Raw genomic sequence first — 16,836 nt, 5'->3', positions numbered from 1 at the left:
CGCTCCCGGGCGTCGCGCAGCGTCACAGCAGCGTGAGGTTGGCCTCGAGCTCGTACTGCGTCACCTGGGCGCGGTAGCGGGTCCAGTCCTCGCGCTTCGACTGCAGGAAGAACTCGAACACCTGCTCGCCGAGGGTCTCGGCGACGAGCTCGGAGTCCTCCATGAGGCTCAGCGCCCGGTCGAGGCTCGACGGCAGCGGCTCGTAGCCGAGGGCTCGGCGCTCCTTGTCGGTGAGGCTCCACACCTCGGTCGTCGCCTCCTCGGGCAGCTCGTAGCCCTCCTCGATGCCCTTCAGCCCCGCGGCGAGCATGACGGAGAACGCGAGGTACGGGTTCGCGGCCGCATCGATGCCGCGGTACTCGACGCGCGCCGACTGCGGCTTGTTCGACAGCGGCACGCGCACGAGCGCGGAGCGGTTGTTGTGCCCCCACGAGATGTGGCTCGGGGCCTCGTCGCCCGCCCACAGGCGCTTGTAGGAGTTCACGAACTGGTTCGTCACGGCCGTGAACTCGGGAGCGTGCCGCAGCAGGCCTGCGACGAACTGCCGACCCGTCTTCGAGATGCGGTACTGGCCAGCGGGGTCGTGGAACGCGTTCTGCTCGCCCTCGAACAGCGACATGTGCGTGTGCATGCCGGAGCCCGGCTTCGACTGCAGCGGCTTCGGCATGAACGTGGCGTGCACGCCCTGCGCGATCGCGACCTCCTTCACCACGGTGCGGAAGGTCTGGATGTTGTCGGCGGTCGAGAGCGCGTCGGCGTACCGCAGGTCGATCTCGTTCTGACCGGGACCAGCCTCGTGGTGGCTGAACTCCACCGAGATGCCCAGATCCTCGAGCATGCGCACGCTCGCGCGGCGGAAGTCGTTGGCCGTGCCGCCGGGCACGTTGTCGAAGTAGCCGGCCTGGTCGACGGGCGTCGGGTTCGACGCGTCGGCGTCCTTCAGCAGGTAGAACTCGCACTCGGGGTGCGTGTAGAAGGAGAAGCCGCGCTCGGCGGCCTTCGCGAGCGCGCGCTTCAGCACGTTGCGCGGGTCGGCTGCCGCGCCCTCGCCATCGGGCGTGAGGATGTCGCAGAACATGCGAGCGGTCGGGTCGACCTCGCCGCGCCACGGCAGCACCTGGAAGGTCGCCGGGTCGGGACGCGCGATGACGTCGGCCTCGGAGGCCGTCGTGAGGCCCTCGATCGACGAGCCGTCGATGCCGAGGCCCTCGGCGAAGGCGCTCTCGACCTCCGCGGGGGCGATCGCGACCGACTTCAGGGTGCCGAGCACGTCGGTGAACCACAGGCGCACGAACTTGACGCCGCGCTCCTCGATCGTGCGGAGCACGAAGTCACGCTGCTTGTCCATCGGGTCCCTTCCCTCGCGAGGTCTTCAGGCTATCGGGGCGTGCGCTCGGCGGCCGTCGACGGCAGGGCCGCCTCCAGCTCGGCGAGCCATGCCGCCGCGCTCGCGTCCGACGGCATCCGCCAGTCGCCGCGCGGGCTCAGCGAGCCGCCTGCGACGACCTTGGGGCCGTTGGGCAGGGCCGAGCGCTTGAACTGGTGCTGGAAGAACCGGGTGACGAAGACCTCGAGCCAGTGCCGGATCGTCGGCAGGTCGTAGGCGGCGCGCCGGTCGGCGGGGTAGCCGGCCGGCCACGAGCCCGCGGCGGCGTCGCCCCACGCGTGCATGGCGAGGAAGGCGATCTTCGACGGCCGGTAGCCGCGGCGCAGCACGTGGAAGAGCGTGAAGTCCTGCAGCGCGTACGGGCCGATCGCGTCCTCGGTGGACTGCATCGCGCCGTCGGCCGTCTGCGGCACGAGCTCGGGGCTGATCTCCTGCCCGACGATCGCGGTGAGGACGCGGCCCACGTCGTCGCCGAACTGGCCGGTGTCGACGACCCAGCGGATGAGGTGCTGGATGAGGGTCTTCGGGATGCCGCCGTTGACGCCGTAGTGCGACATGTGGTCGCCCACGCCGTAGGTGCACCAGCCGAGCGCGAGCTCGGACAGGTCGCCGGTGCCGAGCACGATGCCGCCGCGCTGGTTCGCGATGCGGAAGAGCAGGTCGGTGCGCAGACCGGCCTGCACGTTCTCGAACGTCACGTCGTAGACGGGCTCGCCGTCGCCCGCCGGATGCCCGATCGTCTGCAGCAGGCTCGTCGCGACGGGACGGATGTCGAGCTCCTCCCACGTGACGCCGAGCGACTCCATGAGCGCGATGGCGTTCGAGCGCGTGCCGGCGCTCGTCGCGAAGCCGGGCATCGTGAACGCGAGGATGTCGGTCACCGGGCGGCCGAGACGCTCGAGCGCCTTCGCCGCGACGATGAGCGCATGCGTCGAGTCGAGGCCGCCGGAGACCCCGATGACGATGCGCGGGCGGTACGCGTCGGTCGACAGGGCTCGCAGCCGCTGCTCGAGGCCCGAGACCTGGATGTTGTACGCCTCGTAGCAGTCGAGCGCGAGCCGCGCCGGGTCGTCGGGCACGAACGGGAAGCGGTCGACGCTGCGGCGCAGGCCGACGTCGGCGGTGGTGGGCTCGAGCTCGACGTGGATCTCGCGCACGCCCGGCACGCCGATCATCGCGCCGTTCTGGTCGAACGAGCCCTGCCGCATCCGCTCCTGCCGCAGGCGGTCGAGATCGACGTCGACGATCGTCTCGGCCGGGCCGGAGGGGAAGCGCTCGGACTCCCCCAGCAGGTCGCCGAGCTCGTAGACCATCGTCATGCCGTCCCACGACAGGTCGGTCGACGACTCCCCCTCGCTCGCCGCGGCGTACGCGTACACGGCGTTGCCGCGAACCGACGCGGACCGCGCGAGGAGGTGGCGATCCTCGGCGCGACCGACGGTGATGGGCGAGGCCGACAGGTTGAGCAGCACGGTCGCGCCGGCGAGCGCCGCGAGCGACGACGGCGGCACGGGCACCCACATGTCCTCGCAGATCTCGGCGTGGATCGCGAGGCCGGGCACGTCGTCGGCGACGACCACGAGATCGGGGCCGCACGGCAGCTCGCCCTCGTCGTCGGCGCCCGGCCAGTGGGGGCGCTGGATCGCCGCAGGCGCACGCGAGCCCTCGGCGAACCACCGCAGCTCGTAGAACTCGCGGTAGTTCGGCAGCGACATCTTCGGCACCACCCCGAGCACGACGCCGCGGTGCAGCAGCACCGCGCAGTTGAAGACGCGCGACCCCATCGCGAGCGGCGCCCCCACGGCCACGATCGTCGCGCAGTCGGCCGTCGCCTCCGCGAGGTCGACGACGGCGCGGTCGACGGCGTCGAGCAGCACGTCCTGCAGGTGGAGGTCGTCGAGCGCGTAGCCAGACAGCGACAGCTCGGGGAAGACGGCGACGGCGACGCCCTCGGCGTCGAGCGCGCGCACGCGCTCGGCGATGCGCTCGGCGTTCACGGCCGGCTGCGCGAGCGCGACCGGCAGCGTGCACGCGGCGACGCGGGCGAATCCGTGGGCGTAGGCGCTGCGGAACGCATCCATGGCTCGATCCTCGCAGACGCAGGCCCCGCATCGGAGCCCTGGCACCGGTGGGTAGGCTCGCTCGCATGGCAGAGGAGTCGAGCCCCTACGGGGGCGCACCGCAGCGCACGCCCGCCGCCCCGCGCAAGCGCGTGCGCACCCGGCACTTCCGGCAGGCGAAGGCCGACGGCGTGAAGATCACGGGCCTCACGAGCTACGACACCCTCACGGCCCAGATCTTCGACAAGGCCGGCATCGACTTCCTGCTCGTCGGCGACTCCGCCGGCAACACCGTGCTCGGCTACGACACGACGCTGCCCGTGACCGTCGACGAGCTCATCCCCCTCACGCGCGCCGTCGCCCGCTCGTGCCAGCGTGCGCTCGTCGTCGCCGACATGCCGTTCGGCTCGTACGAGGTGGATGCGTCGGAGGCGCTGCACACGGCGATCCGGTTCATGAAGGAGACGGGCGCGCACGCCGTGAAGCTCGAGGGCGGCGAGCGCTCGGCCGACAAGATCCGCCGCATCGTCGAGGCCGGGATCCCCGTCATGGGGCACGTGGGCTTCACGCCGCAGTCCGAGCACGGCCTCGGAGGCCACGTCATCCAGGGCCGCGGCGACGACGGCGCCGACCAGCTGCTGCGCGACGCGCTCGCGGTCGAGGCGGCCGGCGCGTTCGCGGTGGTGCTCGAGATGGTGCCGTCGGATGCAGCCGCGAAGGTCACGGCGGCGCTCGAGATCCCGACCCTGTCGGTCGGCGCCGGCCCGCACTGCGACGGGCAGCTGCTCGTCTGGACCGACTGGGCCGGCCTCACCACCGGCCGCACGCCGCGCTTCGTGAAGCAGTACGCGCAGCTCGCGCAGACGCTCACGGATGCCGCGCAGGCGTTCAAGGCCGACGTCGAGTCGGGCGCCTACCCGGCGGCGGAGCACGAGTACGAGTAGCCGCGACATGACGAGGGTCGTCCTGCTGCTGCGCGGCGTCAACGTCGGCGGCGTCACCGTGCGGTCGGCCGACCTGCGCGCGCTGCTGACCGACGCGGGCCTCGGCGCCGCGCGGTCGGTGCTCGCGAGCGGCAACGCGATCGTCGACGCCGCCTCCGCCTTGGCTGCGGCCCGCACGGCGGAGCAGGCGCTCCAGGCTCGCTACGGGCGCCGCATCCGAGTGCTCGGCATCGACGTCGCGGAGCTCGACGGCATCGTCGCGTCGTACCCGTTCGTCGAGGACGACGACCACACGCCGTACGTCGTCTTCGGGCTCGAGGCCGGCGTGCTCGAACGGCTCTCCGAGACCGAGACGCCCGAGGAGATCGCGCTCGTCGGCGGCGCGCTGTGCTGGTCGAACCCGAAGGGCCGCACGATCGACTCGCCCTTCGGTCGAGCGCTCACGCGCATCGGCAAGGATGCGACGACGACGCGCAACCTGCGGACGCTGCGTCGCATCGTCGCGACCGGCTGACGTCGTCGCCGCAGGCCGGCGTCAGCGGTCGTCGGCTGCGTCCTCCGCCGCCCACTGGCGCGAGCGCTGCTTGATGATCTCGGGGGCTCGCGCCGCCTCCTCCGCCGTCGCGAACGGGCCCGCGCGGTCGTAGCCGGGAGAGACCATCCCCTCCTCCACGGCGCCGGTCTCGAGGTTGTACCAGTAGTCGGTCATCGTCGTCCCCTCTCCGTATGCTGGAGCCTATGCCCAACGACGCGAGCGGTCACCTGGTGCCCCGTGTCCCGGGCCCCGGTCCGAGAGGCTCGGCGGCGCGCTCGCCCGCGAGCGACGAGCCGCCGGACGCACGGCCGTGACGGCACGCCGCAGCGCCATCGGCCATCTGGCGCACGCGTCGGTCGCGTGCGGCGACGATGCCGAGATCCTCACCCTCCCGACCACGACGACGTAGGAACGCAGGACCCATGAGCAAGGACAAGAAGGACACGACGCCGAAGCAGGCCATCGGCGTCGACATCGGCGGCACCGGCATCAAGGCCGCGCTCGTCGACGTGCGCTCCGGCGAGCTGCTGAGCGACCGCATCAAGCTGCCCACGCCCGCCGGCGGCGAGCCGGAGGACATCGCAGGCGTCGTCGTCGAGCTCGTCGCGCAGCTCGACGCATCGAAGCGCACGCCGATCGGCGTCACGTTCCCCGCCATCGTCAAGCACGGGCGCACGCTCAGCGCCGCGAACGTGTCCGACCGCTGGATCGGCTTCGAGGCCGAGTCGTTCTTCGAGCAGCACCTGGGCCGCCCCATCCACTTCGTGAACGACGCCGACGCCGCCGGGATCGCCGAGGACCACTGGGGCGCCGCGAAGGACGTCGACGGCCTCGTGATCCTCACGACCCTCGGCACCGGCATCGGCGGCGCGCTCATCTACAAGGGCGTGCTCGTGCCGAACGCCGAGCTCGGCCACCTCGAGCTCGACGGCCACGACGCCGAGTCGCGCGCATCGAACAAGGCGCGCGAGCGCGAGGAGCTCTCCTACCCGGAGTGGGCCGAGCGGCTGCAGCGCTACTACGCGCACCTCGAGTTCATCTTCTCCCCCGACCTCTTCGTCGTGGGCGGCGGCGTCTCGAAGTCCTCCGACAAGTTCCTGCCGCTGCTCGACCTGCAGACCCCCATCGTGCCCGCGACGCTGCGCAACAACGCCGGCATCATGGGCGCCGCGGCGCTCGCGGTCGGCATCGACCCGCAGGAGCCCCCGAAGGCCTGAGCCGGGGCCGCCGCGCGCCGCGCGCCTACTCGTGGAGCCCCGCGAGCCTGCCGCCGATGCGTGCGGGCAGCGCGGTGCGAGTGGCGCCCGTGCGCTCCTCCCAGGCGTCTGCGACGCCGAACAGGCGGTACATGGCGTGCACGCCGGCGAACCGGATGGGCTCCGGCTCCCAGCGGCCGCCGTCGTGGTCGTTCCACGGCAGCGCCGTGAGGGCCGTGCGGCGTCCGCGGATGCGGTCGAGCAGCGTGCGGGCGGCGAGGTTCGCGGCCGTGACGCCGTGACCCGCGTACCCGTAGGCGTGCCCGATGCCCGTCGCGTCGTCGACGTGCACGCGTGCGCACCAGTCGCGCGTGACGCCGATCGCGCCGCGCCATGCGTGGGCGACGGGCATGCGGATGCCGGGGAACATCGTGCGGAGCCTCGCGTGCAGCCGACGGATGACCGCCACGGGCATCTCGCCGTCGCCCGGCAGCCCCGAGCCGAAGCGGTAGGGCGAGCCGCGGCCGCCGATCGCGATGCGGCCATCGCTGGTGCGCTGCGCGTAGACGAAGGTGTGGGCTGCGTCGCCGAGGCACTCGCGCGCATCCCAGCCGATGCGCGCCCAGTCGGCATCGTCCAGCGGCGTCGTCACGAGCATCGACGAGTGCACGGGGATGAGGGCGCGGTCGCCCACGAGCCCTCCCGAGTACGCCTCGGTGCACGCGATGGCGTGCCGGGTGCGCACGGGGCCGTGGCTCGTGCGCGCGGTGCCGGGCTCGAGCGCCTCGACGCGCACCCCCTCGACGATCGATCCGCCGCGCGCCTCGACCGCCGCCGCGAGCCCGGCGACGAGCGCGGCGGGCTGCACGCGCGCCGTCGCGGGCAGCAGCAGGCCGCCGAGCGCGCCGTCGACCGCGATGCGCGCGCGCGTCTCGGCCTCGTCGAGCAGCACCGCCTCGTCGGGGTCGAGGCCGTAGCGCAGGTGCGCGCTGCGCTCGGCCTCGAGGCGCGCCAGGCCCGCCGGCGTCGTCGCGACGCGCAGCTGGCCTCCGCGCTCGACGCCGGCGTCGAAGCCCTCCGCGGCGACGACCGCGAGGGTCTCGTCGATCGCGTCGACCATCGCACGCTGCATGGCGCGGGCCGCGTCGAGCCCGCGGGCGCGCTCGTAGACGGCTCGGTTGCCGGGGACGAGGGGTGAGAGCCAGCCTCCGTTGCGCCCCGATCCGCCGTAGCCGATGCGCTCGGCCTCGACGACGAGCACGCGGCTCGTCGGGTCGTCGAGGAGCGCGTGGTACGCGAGCCACAGCCCCGTGAGCCCTGCGCCCACGACGACGAGGTCGACCTCGTCGGGCAGCGCCGCGGCCGTGCGCAGCGGCGGACGCGGCGTGACGCGCGCCCAGTGGGAGATGTCGCCGTTGCGGTAGGTGGGCACGGGCAGCCTCCTGGATGGGGTGAGGCCATCCTGCCGTGCGGTGCGGCATGCGCGGCAGGGTCCTGCGGCATCACCGTGTGCCCGGCGGTGAATCTGTGTTTCTCTTTGCTTTGCTGCGTTCGCCTGCTATCGTCGTGCTCACGACCGAGGAGGCTCGATGCTGGCAGTGCAGCGACGCGACGCGATCGCCGAGCGCATCCGCGCAGAGGGGCGCGTGCTCGTGACCGAGCTCTCGGGCGACCTCGGCATCACGCAGGAGACCGTGCGACGCGACCTCGACGCGCTCGAGCTCGCCGGCATCGCGCGCCGCGTGCACGGAGGCGCCGTGAGCGCCGAGCGCGTCAGCCTCGTCGAGGCAGCCGTCGACGAGCGCGTCGGGCGCAATCCGGGCGGCAAGCGCCGCATCGCCGACCTCGCAGCACGCCGCCTCGTCGCCCTCGGCGCGACGAGCGTGCTCATCGACGCCGGCACCACGACCGCCGCCTTCGCCGAGGCCCTCGTCCAGCAGTGGCCGCAGCGCTTCGCCGCCCGCCTCGTCGTCGCGACCCACGCCCCTGCCGTCGCGGGCATCCTCTCGCGCCATCCCGCGATCGAGGTCCACGTCATCGGCGGCCGTCTGCGGCAGCTCACGGGCGCGGCCGTCGGCGCTCAGACGCTCCTCGCGATCCAGTCGCTCAGCCCCGACGTCGTCGTGCTCGGCACGAACGGCCTCGACGAGCACGGCCTGTCGACCCCCGATCCCGAGGAGGCCGCGGTGAAGACGGCGATCGTCGCCGCCGGCCGCCGCGTGGCGTGCCTCGTCGACGCGTCGAAGGTCGGCGCGTCGACGCTGTGCCGCTTCGCGAGCCTCGGCGAGCTCGACGTCGTCGTCACCGACGCCGAGCCGGACGCCACGGTGGGCGCTGCGCTCGACGGCGCCGGTGCGGAGGTGCACGTCGCATGATCCTCACGATCACCCTCCACCCGTCGATCGACCGCACCGTCGAGCTCGACGCCCCGCTCGAGGTCGGCGGCGTGGCCCGCGCGGCGGCGCGCGCCATCGAGGAGCCCGCGGGCAAGGGCGTCAACGTCACCCGCACGCTGCTCGCGGCCGGCACGGCGTCGACGGCCATCGTCGTCGCGGATGCCCACGACCGGCTGGTCACGACGCTCGAGGCCCTCGACGTGCCCGTGCGCGCGATCCCCGCAGGCGCCCCCGTGCGCCAGAGCACGGCGATCGTCGACCCCGACGGCACGACGACGAAGGTCAACGAGTCGGGCGCGGCGGTCGCGGGAGCCGTGCGCGAGGCGCTTCTCGACGCCGTCGACGAGCTCGCGGGCACGGCCCGGTGGGTCGTCCTCGCCGGCAGCCTGCCGCCCGGCACCGACGCCGCCGTCGTCGCCGAGGTCGTCGCAGCCGTGCGCACCGCCGGAGACGCACGCATCGCCGTCGACACCTCCGGCGCCGCGCTCGCCGCCGCGCTCGACGCGGGCGTCGACCTCGTGAAGCCCAACGAGACCGAGCTCGCCGAGCTGCTGGGTCTCGACCCGCACGCGCTCGACGACCCGGAGGACGCGATCGCCGCCGCACGGACGCTCGCCGAGCGGGTCGGCGCCGTGCTGCTGACGCTCGGCGCCGACGGCGCAGCGCTCGTCACCGCCGCGGGCATCTGGCGCGCCGCTCCCCCGCCCACCGTCGTGCGCTCGACCGTGGGCGCGGGCGACGCGACGCTCGCCGGCTACCTGCACGCCGAGCGCGACGGTCTCGCCGAGCCGCAGCGGCTCGCGCAGGCCATCGCCCACGGCTCCGCCGCCGCCGCCCTCCCCGGCACCGGCATCCCCACCCCCGACCTCGCGGACGCGACGCGCGTCGCCGTGCGCGAGCTCACCGTCTAGGCGCCCGCGCCGCATCCGCACACCCACCTAGGAGCACCGTTGCCCGTCATCACCCCCCAGCTCGTCGCGTTGGATCGCGACCTCGGCTCCACGAAGGACGACGTCATCCGCGCGATCGCGGGCGAGGTCGCCGCGGCCGGTCGCGCGTCGAGCGCCGACGCCCTCGCCACCGACGTGCTCGCCCGCGAGGCGCTCACTGCGACCGGCATGGGTGGCGGCATCGCCATCCCGCACGCGAAGACCGCGGCCGTCGCCGAGCCGGCGCTCTACTTCGCGCGCCTCGCACCCGCCGTCGACTTCGGCGCGCCCGACGGGCCCGCCGACATCCTGTTCATGATCCTCGCGCCCGAGGGCGCCGCCGACACCCACCTGCAGGTGCTCTCGCGGCTCGCGGGCTCGCTCGTCGACGACGCGTTCACCGCCTCGCTGCGCTCCGCCTCGACCCCCGAGGAGGTCGTCGCCCTCGTCGACGCCGCGGTCGCCGACCGCGACGAGACGCAGGCCTCCGTCGCAGCAGATGCGCGCTCGCTCGTCGCCGTGACCGCCTGCCCGACGGGCATCGCCCACACGTACATGGCCGCGGATGCGCTGAAGGCCGCGGGCGACCGCGCCGGCGTGCGCGTGACGGTCGAGACGCAGGGCTCGGCAGGCACGAAGCCGCTCGACCCCGCCGTCATCGCCGCAGCGGACGCCGTGATCTTCGCCGTCGACGTCGACGTGCGCGACAAGAGCCGGTTCGCTGGCAAGCCCGTGGTGCAGGTGCCCGTCAAGCGCGGCATCGACGAGGCAGACGCGCTCGTCGTGCGCGCGCTCGCCGCCGCCGACGACCCCTCGTCCGCGCGCGTCGGCGGCGACGCCGCCACCGCATCCGCGAGCCCGGCGGCGAACGAGTCGTTCGGCGCGCTGCTGAAGCGCGTGCTCCTCACGGGCGTCAGCTACATGATCCCCTTCGTCGCCGGCGGCGGGCTGCTGCTCGCGCTCGGCTTCCTCCTCGGCGGCTACGAGATCGCGTTCGACGCGCAGGACGTCGCGCTCACGTACCAGCTGTGGAACCTGCCGCCCGAGGGCCTCCTCCACTACCTCGGCGCCGTCTTCTTCGTCATCGGCCAGGCGTCCATGGGCTTCCTCGTGCCCGCGCTCGCCGGCTACATCGCCTACGGCCTCGCCGACCGGCCCGGCATCGCGCCCGGCTTCGTCGCGGGCGCCGTCGCGGGCGTCATGGGCGCCGGCTTCCTCGGTGGCATCGTCGGCGGCCTGCTCGCCGGCGTCGCCGCGCGGTGGATGGGCACGTGGAACGTGCCGCGCTGGCTCGCGGGCCTCATGCCCGTCGTGCTGATCCCGCTGCTCGCGTCGATCTTCGCGTCCGGCCTCATGGTGCTCGTGCTCGGCGGCCCGATCGCCGCGCTGTCGACCGCGCTCAACGACTGGCTCGGCGGCCTCGGCGGCACGGCGGCCGTGCTGCTCGGCCTCATCCTCGGCACCATGATGGCCATCGACCTCGGCGGCCCCATCAACAAGGTCGCCTACTCGTTCGCGGTGGCGAACCTCGCCACCGGTTCCCCCGACAACCCGACGCCCTGGATGATCATGGGTGCGGTCATGGCCGCCGGCATGGTGCCGCCGCTCGCGATGGCCCTCGCCACGGTCATCGACCGTCGCCTGTTCTCGGCGGCCGAGCGTGAGAACGGCAAGGCGGCCTGGCTGCTGGGCGCCGCGTTCATCTCGGAGGGCGCGATCCCCTTCGCCGCGGCCGACCCGCTGCGCGTCATCGGCGCCTCGATCCTCGGTGCCGCGACCACGGGTGCGATCGCCATGGGGTCGGGCGTCATCAGCCAGGCACCGCACGGGGGCGTGTTCGTGATGTTCGCGATGCAGGGCACGTGGCCGATGTTCCTCGTCGCGATCGTCGCCGGCGTCATCGTCTCGGCGCTCGCCGTCATCGTGCTGAAGCGCTTCGCGCGCCGCACGCCCATCCAGGCCGCGGAGCCGGCGCTCGCGACGGTCTGAGCGGTCGCGTCATCGGGCGGGTCGCTGCTGCGGCCCGCCCGATGCGCGCGCTCGGACGTCCGAGCGCATCGCGAACCATCGCACCGCGGCCCGGGAGCGCAGCCGCTGCCGCGTCCAGCCGCCGATGCCGACGTCGAGCAGCCCTGCGTCGCGGTCGGCCGGCCACGCGACGAACCGGCGCGCACGCTCCGAGCCGCGCTGCAGCGCCACGGTGCTCACGATCGCGACGGCAGCGGCCACGCAGAGCGACGCCGCGACCACGACGCCGACCCACGTCTCCGTCTCGCGCGCGAGGACGGGGCCCAGCACGGCGGCGCCGACGAGCTGCATCGCACCCGCGACCGCGCCGTACGCGACGACCTGCCGCACCTCCTGCGGCATGGATCCTGCGCTCATGGCCACACGCTACGCCGCGCTCCTGCAAGTGCGCGGATGGTGGTGGGACTGGCCGGCCGATACGCCGGGTTCTGTCGTGGACGGCCATCTCTCTACGACGTACGTTGCCGCACGCCTCCAGCGACCTACCCGAAGGCGGGACGAGCAGCCCCATGGCCTTCTGTCTGGTCTTGCTCCAGGTGAGGCTTGCCTAGCCGCCGTGCTCGCACACGACGCTGGTGGTCTCTTGCACCACCGTTTCACTCCTGACCGGCGTGATGCCGGCGGACCTGCTCTCTGTTGCGCTTGCTCGCGGGTCACCCCGGGTGGACGTTATCCACCACCTTGCTCTGCGGAGCCCGGACGTTCCTCGGCACCCGAAGGTGACGCGGCCGCCTGGCCGACCAGTCCCGCCTCGATGCTACCCGGACGCGGGTCAGTGCCTGCGCTCGAACGACGCGCCCGCGTCCATCGCCTCGTTGGCGACGCGGTCGGCGCGCGCGTTCTGCGCGCGCGGCACCCACGTGAAGCGCACGGCGACGCCGGAGAGCAGCTGCCTGGCCTCCTGCGCGAGGTCGGCCATCGAGGGGTGCTTGATCTTCCACCGGCCCGACATCTGCTCGACGACGAGCTTCGAGTCCATGCGCACGTCGAGCGTCGCATCCGGGTCGATCGCCAGCGCCGTGCGGCAGCCCTCGATCATGCCTCGGTACTCGGCGAGGTTGTTCGTGGCGATGCCGACGAACGTGCCGACCTCGGCGAGGATCTCGCCCGTCGACGCGTCGATGACGACGGCACCCGAGCCTGCGCGGCCCGGGTTGCCGCGCGAGCCGCCGTCGGCCTCCACGATGAGCGTCCTCGCCGTCACAGGCCGGACTCCTCGGTGCGCACGAGGATCGCGGACGACGACGGGCACAGGAGCACGGCATCGGGCGCGGCGCCACGGATCTCGGCGAGCTCGGCCGCGGTGAGCTGCACGCCGCTCGCCGTGGAGATGCCGCGCGTGAGGTGGCTCGCGCCGAGCCCGTAGCGGGCGCGCTGGCGCTCGTAGAGGGCGAGGAGGTCGGCGGGGATGGATGCCTCGACGCCGCCGCGGTCGCTGCGCGCCGCCTCGAGCTCGCTGCGCACGCCTGCCAGTCCCTGGTCTCGGGCCTTCGCGAGGCGCTCGCGCCGGGCGCGCTCATCCTCGGCCGCCGCGCGGGCGGCGGCGAGCTCGCCCTCGGCGGCCTCGAGCCGCTCCATGACCTCGAGCTCGATGTCCTCGAGGTCGCTGCGGCGCCGGTCGAGCGTCGCGATCTCGTGCTCCATCGCCGAGGCGGTCTTCGCATCCGACGTCTGCTGCAGCCGCTCGCGGTTGCGCGTGGCGCGCGCCTCGACGGTCGCGACGTCGGCCTCGATGCGCCGCACCTCCGCCTGCAGGTCGTCGACCGTGCCGAGCCGCTCGAGCACGGCGCGGTCGAGCGCGACGAGCGCGTCGTCGGACGCAGCGATCTCGGGGTCGTCCTGCAGCACGCGAGCCTTGTGCTCGAACTGGCGGATGCGGGTGTCGACGTCCTGCAGGTCGAGGAGCCTGCGCTGGTCCTCGGGGCTGGCGGTCAGTGCCATGCGTCCTCCTTCGCGCGACCCGGGGTCGCGGTGCGTGATGCGGTGATGCTGCGGTTGGCGCGCGCGGCGACGATCGTCACTGCGGCACCTGGAAGTCCCACGGGTCGGTGCGCAGGTCGCTGACGGCGACGTCGACGCCGGGCAGCTCTGCGCGCAGCTGCTCGGCGGCGGCGTCGAGCCACAGCCACTCGCTCGCCCAGTGCGACACGTCGACGAGCGCCGGGCCGCGTCCGAGCGCGTGGCGCTCGCGTGCGTCGGATGCGGGATGGTGCCGGAGGTCGCTCGTGACGTAGACGTCTGCGCCGAGCACCGCCGGGACCTCGAGCAGCGAGTCGCCGGCGCCGCCGCACAGCGCGACGCGCTGGATGGGGCGGTCGAACGAGCCGGCGACGCGGATGCCGCTCGCGGTCGCCGGCAGCGCGCGGGCGAGCGCCTCGGCGAGCCTGCCGAGCGTCGTGGGCGCGGGCAGCGTGCCCACGCGGCCGAGCCCAGCGCCCCCGCCCGTCGCCGCCGGCACGATGGGCCGCTGGTCGACGAGGCCGAGGATGCGAGCGAGCTCGCCCGACGTGCCGCGCTCGACGACGTCGGCGTTCGTGTGCGCCGCGAGCAGCGCGCAGCGAGCGCGCACGAGGTCGGTGACGATGCGACCCTTCGCCGTCGTCGCGGCGACGGACGTGACGCCGCGCAGCAGTAGCGGGTGGTGCACGAGCAGCAGGTCGGCGCCCGTCGCCACGGCCTCGGCGGCGGTGTCGAGCACGGCGTCGACCGCCAGCAGGATGCGGCGCACCTCGTCGGCGGGATCGCCTGCGACGAGCCCCACGGCATCCCAGCCCTCGGCGCCCGCGCTGGGCCAGAGGCGCTCGACCGCGTGCTGCACGTCGGCGACGGTCGTCATGCGCTCCAGTCTAGGCGCGGGCGGCGCGGGTTCGAGCGGGCCGCCCACGAGGTCGCCACCGCCCGCCGCCGCGTCCCCACCCGCCGCGCTCGGGATGCGGCGTCCAGCGACGTCGGCCAGGATCGGGCCGTGACGACCGACGCCCCCGCCACGCGCGACAGCGCGACCGACGCGGCCTTCCCGACGCCGGAGCCCGACCCGACGCAGCCCGTGCCCGCCTGGCGCGCGCGGCTGACGGCGCTCGTCGAGCACCGCTGGTTCCAGCGCACGATCATCACCCTGATCGTGGCGAACGCCATCCTCATCGGCGTCGAGACGTACCCGGGGATGCACGACGTCGGCGGCGGCATCCTGCACGCGATCGACGCGGTGATCCTCGCGGTCTTCACGATCGAGGTCGTGCTGAAGATCGCCGCCTACGGCTGGCGGTTCTTCACGAACGGCTGGAACCTGTTCGACCTCGTCGTCGTCGCCGTCTCCTACGTGCCGTCGGGCGGCGCGCTGCAGGTGCTGCGCGTGCTCCGCGTCCTTCGGGTGCTGCGCCTGCTGTCGCAGGTGCCGTCGCTGCGTCGCGTCGTGGGAGCGCTCGGCTCGGCCATCCCGGGCATCACGGCGATCGGCGGGCTGCTCGTCATCATCATGTACGTCTACGTCGTGGCCTGCACGATGCTGTTCGGCGAGGTCGCGCCCGCCCTCTTCGGCGACCTCGGCGCATCCACCGTCTCGCTCTTCCGGCTGCTGAACGGCGACGGCTGGGGCGAGATCGTGCCGCCCCTGCAGGACGAGCTGCCCTGGGCGTGGGCGTTCATGATGGGGTACGGACTCATCTCGACCTTCGTGATCCTGAACCTCTTCATCGCCGTGACGTGCGAGGCGCTCGAGAACCAGAAGGAGGAGGAGACCGAGCTGACGATCAAGGAGCAGCGGCTGATGGACGAGGTGCAGGAGCTGAAGTCGATGGTGCGTGCGCTCGCGGAGGACCGGCGAGTCGGCACGAGCGACTGACGGGCCGCCGCCCACCCCGCGGCGGACGGCGCGGGCTGCGCGCACGTCCGCTGGCAGCACAGCGCACTTTCGAGACTCGGTGCAGCAACGCTCGTAGGATCGACGGGTGTCCAGCACCGCACCCGCGCAGCCCGACTCCCCTGCCGACGCAGCCGACGTGCCGCCGGGCGGCCCGACGATGCGGCAGCGGCGGCGGTCGATGGTGGCCTCGGCGGTGGGCAACGGGCTCGAGTGGTTCGACTGGAACGTCGCCGTCGTCTTCTCGGGCGCCCTGAGCGCCGCGCTGTTCGACCCCTCCGACCCGACGAGCGCGCTCCTGTCGCTCTTCGCGGTGCTGGGCGTCGGGTTCCTCTTCCGCCCGCTCGGCGGCATCCTCTCGGGCTGGCTCGCCGATCGCTTCGGCCGCCGCACCGTCATGGTCGCGACGATGCTCACCATGAGCGCCGCCTCGCTCGGCATCGCGGTGCTGCCGACGTTCGAGCAGGCGGGCGTCGTCGCCTCGGTGCTGCTGCTCGTCGCCCGGCTCGCGCAGGGGCTCGCGCACGGCGCGGAGTCGACGGCGGGCTACGCGTACATCGCCGAGATCGCGCCGAGGAGGCGACGCGGCCTGTGGTCGTCGACGCTCGCGATGGGCGTGCTCGTCGGCTCGATCCTCGCCTCCGCGATGGGCTTCGGCCTCAACGCCACCCTCGGCGCGGATGCGGTCGCCGCGTGGGCGTGGCGCATCCCGTTCGCCGTGGGCGCCGCGCTCGCGATCGTGGCGCTCGTGCTGCGCGTCGCGATGATCGAGTCGGACGTGCTGCGCACCGCGCAGGCCGAGGGCGAGGTGGGCCCCGCTGCCGAGTCGCCCACGTCGGCCGATGATCGCCGCGAGGCGGTGCGATCGGGCGTGAAGGTCTTCTTCTTCGTGGCCCTCATCTCGATCGCGTTCTACACGTGGCTCACGTCGGCATCGACCCTCGCGACGGCGCAGCACGGCATGGATCCGACGGCGGCGTTCGCGTCGAGCCTCGTGGCGCAGCTCGTGTGCGTCGCGGTGATGCCGTTCCTCGGCATGCTCTCCGACCGCGTGGGCAGGCGCCCGATCGCGCTGCTGTTCACGGTCGGGTTCGCGGTGCTCACGGCACCGCTCACGCTGCTCATCTCGGATGCGCCGTGGACGCTGCTCGTCGCGCAGTCGGTCGCGCTCGTGCTCGTGGCAGGCGGCAACGGCATCTACTCGGCGCTGCTGTCCGAGCAGTTCCGCACCCGCCACCGTGCCCGCGGCATCGGCATCGCGAACTCGCTCTCGGTCGCGATCTTCGGCGGCACGGCGCTGTACGTGAACCTGTGGCTGTCGTCGATCGGCGCGTCATGGCTCTTCATCGTCTACGTGTCGCTCGTCGCCGTCGCCGCGTCGATCGCGGTGTGGAGGATGCGCGAGACGAAGGGCGTCGACCTGCGGGCGTGACGACGAACCGCCGCGCTCCACGAGGGGGCGCGGCGGCTCGCGGTCCTGCAGGGGTCTCCGGCTGGACGAG

The 16,836-nt window shown here is 73.4% G+C and carries 16 protein-coding genes and 1 other RNA gene; 8 read left to right on the top strand and 9 right to left on the bottom strand.

The features are described 5' to 3' along the window. Positions 1-22: 22 nt before the first annotated feature. Both glnA and ACFQPP_RS05395 read right to left on the bottom strand, forming a co-directional pair. Positions 23-1,348, bottom strand: a complete 1,326-nt coding sequence (glnA, locus tag ACFQPP_RS05400) for a type I glutamate--ammonia ligase (RefSeq protein WP_376915532.1) — start codon at positions 1,346-1,348, stop codon at positions 23-25. Between the two features lie 29 nt (positions 1,349-1,377). Continuing rightward, a complete protein-coding gene (locus ACFQPP_RS05395; protein WP_376915531.1) occupies positions 1,378-3,468 on the bottom strand; it encodes an NAD(+) synthase in 2,091 nt (696 codons plus the stop codon). A 65-nt stretch (positions 3,469-3,533) separates the two neighbouring features. Here ACFQPP_RS05395 and panB point away from each other — a divergent pair, with 65 nt between their 5' ends. After that, a complete protein-coding gene (panB, locus tag ACFQPP_RS05390; RefSeq protein ID WP_376915530.1) occupies positions 3,534-4,391 on the top strand; it encodes a 3-methyl-2-oxobutanoate hydroxymethyltransferase in 858 nt (285 codons plus the stop codon). A gap of 7 nt (positions 4,392-4,398) precedes the next feature. Further along, the gene (locus ACFQPP_RS05385) at positions 4,399-4,905 is read left to right on the top strand and encodes a DUF1697 domain-containing protein (RefSeq protein WP_376915529.1); all 507 of its coding nucleotides are present in this window, start codon (positions 4,399-4,401) and stop codon (positions 4,903-4,905) included. Positions 4,906-4,926: 21 nt separating this feature from the next. Here the strand turns inward: ACFQPP_RS05385 and ACFQPP_RS05380 are convergent, their stop codons facing one another. Then, a complete protein-coding gene (locus tag ACFQPP_RS05380; RefSeq protein ID WP_376915528.1) occupies positions 4,927-5,100 on the bottom strand; it encodes an SPOR domain-containing protein in 174 nt (57 codons plus the stop codon). Positions 5,101-5,348: 248 nt separating this feature from the next. On the opposite strand from ACFQPP_RS05380, the gene ppgK reads away from it, so the two are divergent. After that, a complete protein-coding gene (ppgK, locus tag ACFQPP_RS05375) occupies positions 5,349-6,143 on the top strand; it encodes a polyphosphate--glucose phosphotransferase (RefSeq protein WP_376915527.1) in 795 nt (264 codons plus the stop codon). 25 nt (positions 6,144-6,168) lie between these two features. On the opposite strand, the gene ACFQPP_RS05370 is transcribed toward ppgK, so the two are convergent. Continuing rightward, positions 6,169-7,554, bottom strand: coding sequence for an NAD(P)/FAD-dependent oxidoreductase (locus tag ACFQPP_RS05370; protein WP_376915526.1), 1,386 nt, complete (start codon positions 7,552-7,554; stop codon positions 6,169-6,171). A gap of 157 nt (positions 7,555-7,711) precedes the next feature. On the opposite strand from ACFQPP_RS05370, the gene ACFQPP_RS05365 reads away from it, so the two are divergent. Genes ACFQPP_RS05365 through ACFQPP_RS05355 form a run of 3 tightly spaced genes read left to right on the top strand, consistent with a single transcriptional unit; the run spans position 7,712 to position 11,436 of the window. Next, positions 7,712-8,497: a DeoR/GlpR family DNA-binding transcription regulator gene (locus ACFQPP_RS05365; protein ID WP_376915524.1), complete on the top strand. Its 786-nt coding sequence runs from the start codon at positions 7,712-7,714 to the stop codon at positions 8,495-8,497. After that, positions 8,494-9,429 (top strand): 1-phosphofructokinase family hexose kinase, encoded by a 936-nt coding sequence (locus tag ACFQPP_RS05360; protein ID WP_376915523.1) that lies wholly within the window; start codon positions 8,494-8,496, stop codon positions 9,427-9,429. Before ACFQPP_RS05365 ends, ACFQPP_RS05360 begins: the two co-directional genes overlap by 4 nt. Positions 9,430-9,468: 39 nt before the next feature. Beyond that, complete coding sequence (locus ACFQPP_RS05355; protein ID WP_376915522.1) at positions 9,469-11,436, top strand: fructose-specific PTS transporter subunit EIIC; 1,968 nt, start codon at positions 9,469-9,471, stop codon at positions 11,434-11,436. Between the two features lie 9 nt (positions 11,437-11,445). On the opposite strand, the gene ACFQPP_RS05350 is transcribed toward ACFQPP_RS05355, so the two are convergent. The 5 genes from ACFQPP_RS05350 to ACFQPP_RS05330 form a co-directional block, all read right to left on the bottom strand. Then, positions 11,446-11,832, bottom strand: coding sequence for a hypothetical protein (locus ACFQPP_RS05350; protein WP_376915521.1), 387 nt, complete (start codon positions 11,830-11,832; stop codon positions 11,446-11,448). Between the two features lie 44 nt (positions 11,833-11,876). Then, positions 11,877-12,219: RNase P RNA component class A (gene rnpB / locus ACFQPP_RS05345), an RNA gene on the bottom strand. A gap of 28 nt (positions 12,220-12,247) precedes the next feature. After that, positions 12,248-12,679, bottom strand: coding sequence for a reverse transcriptase-like protein (locus ACFQPP_RS05340; RefSeq protein WP_376915520.1), 432 nt, complete (start codon positions 12,677-12,679; stop codon positions 12,248-12,250). Then, positions 12,676-13,416, bottom strand: a complete 741-nt coding sequence (locus ACFQPP_RS05335) for a zinc ribbon domain-containing protein (protein WP_376915519.1) — start codon at positions 13,414-13,416, stop codon at positions 12,676-12,678. Before ACFQPP_RS05335 ends, ACFQPP_RS05340 begins: the two co-directional genes overlap by 4 nt. Before the next feature lie 76 nt (positions 13,417-13,492). After that, positions 13,493-14,311 carry a Nif3-like dinuclear metal center hexameric protein gene (locus ACFQPP_RS05330; RefSeq protein WP_376915518.1) on the bottom strand — a complete coding sequence of 273 codons (819 nt, stop codon included), beginning with the start codon at positions 14,309-14,311 and terminating at the stop codon, positions 13,493-13,495. Between the two features lie 129 nt (positions 14,312-14,440). On the opposite strand from ACFQPP_RS05330, the gene ACFQPP_RS05325 reads away from it, so the two are divergent. Then, positions 14,441-15,316: an ion transporter gene (locus tag ACFQPP_RS05325; protein ID WP_376915517.1), complete on the top strand. Its 876-nt coding sequence runs from the start codon at positions 14,441-14,443 to the stop codon at positions 15,314-15,316. Positions 15,317-15,422: 106 nt separating this feature from the next. Next, positions 15,423-16,766, top strand: coding sequence for an MFS transporter (locus ACFQPP_RS05320; RefSeq protein ID WP_376915516.1), 1,344 nt, complete (start codon positions 15,423-15,425; stop codon positions 16,764-16,766). Positions 16,767-16,836: the final 70 nt, after the last annotated feature.

The organism is Agrococcus sp. GCM10030265 (assembly GCF_042666675.1).
Classification (GTDB): Bacteria; Actinomycetota; Actinomycetes; order Actinomycetales; family Microbacteriaceae; genus Agrococcus.
The sequence above is the reverse complement of the archived record's forward strand: the minus strand, read 5'-3'. Positions and strand labels throughout refer to the sequence as shown.

Excerpts from the sequence above, each read along its gene's own strand:
- ACFQPP_RS05365 (WP_376915524.1), top strand. The coding sequence starts at position 7,712 with ATGCTGGCAGTGCAGCGACGCGACGCGATCGCCGAGCGCATCCGCGCA.
- panB (WP_376915530.1), top strand. The coding sequence starts at position 3,534 with ATGGCAGAGGAGTCGAGCCCCTACGGGGGCGCACCGCAGCGCACGCCC.
- ACFQPP_RS05350 (WP_376915521.1), bottom strand. The coding sequence starts at position 11,832 with ATGAGCGCAGGATCCATGCCGCAGGAGGTGCGGCAGGTCGTCGCGTAC.
- ppgK (WP_376915527.1), top strand. The coding sequence starts at position 5,349 with ATGAGCAAGGACAAGAAGGACACGACGCCGAAGCAGGCCATCGGCGTC.
- ACFQPP_RS05385 (WP_376915529.1), top strand. The coding sequence starts at position 4,399 with ATGACGAGGGTCGTCCTGCTGCTGCGCGGCGTCAACGTCGGCGGCGTC.
- ACFQPP_RS05380 (WP_376915528.1), bottom strand. The coding sequence starts at position 5,100 with ATGACCGACTACTGGTACAACCTCGAGACCGGCGCCGTGGAGGAGGGG.
- ACFQPP_RS05335 (WP_376915519.1), bottom strand. The coding sequence starts at position 13,416 with ATGGCACTGACCGCCAGCCCCGAGGACCAGCGCAGGCTCCTCGACCTG.
- ACFQPP_RS05360 (WP_376915523.1), top strand. The coding sequence starts at position 8,494 with ATGATCCTCACGATCACCCTCCACCCGTCGATCGACCGCACCGTCGAG.
- glnA (WP_376915532.1), bottom strand. The coding sequence starts at position 1,348 with ATGGACAAGCAGCGTGACTTCGTGCTCCGCACGATCGAGGAGCGCGGC.
- ACFQPP_RS05395 (WP_376915531.1), bottom strand. The coding sequence starts at position 3,468 with ATGGATGCGTTCCGCAGCGCCTACGCCCACGGATTCGCCCGCGTCGCC.
- ACFQPP_RS05330 (WP_376915518.1), bottom strand. The coding sequence starts at position 14,311 with ATGACGACCGTCGCCGACGTGCAGCACGCGGTCGAGCGCCTCTGGCCC.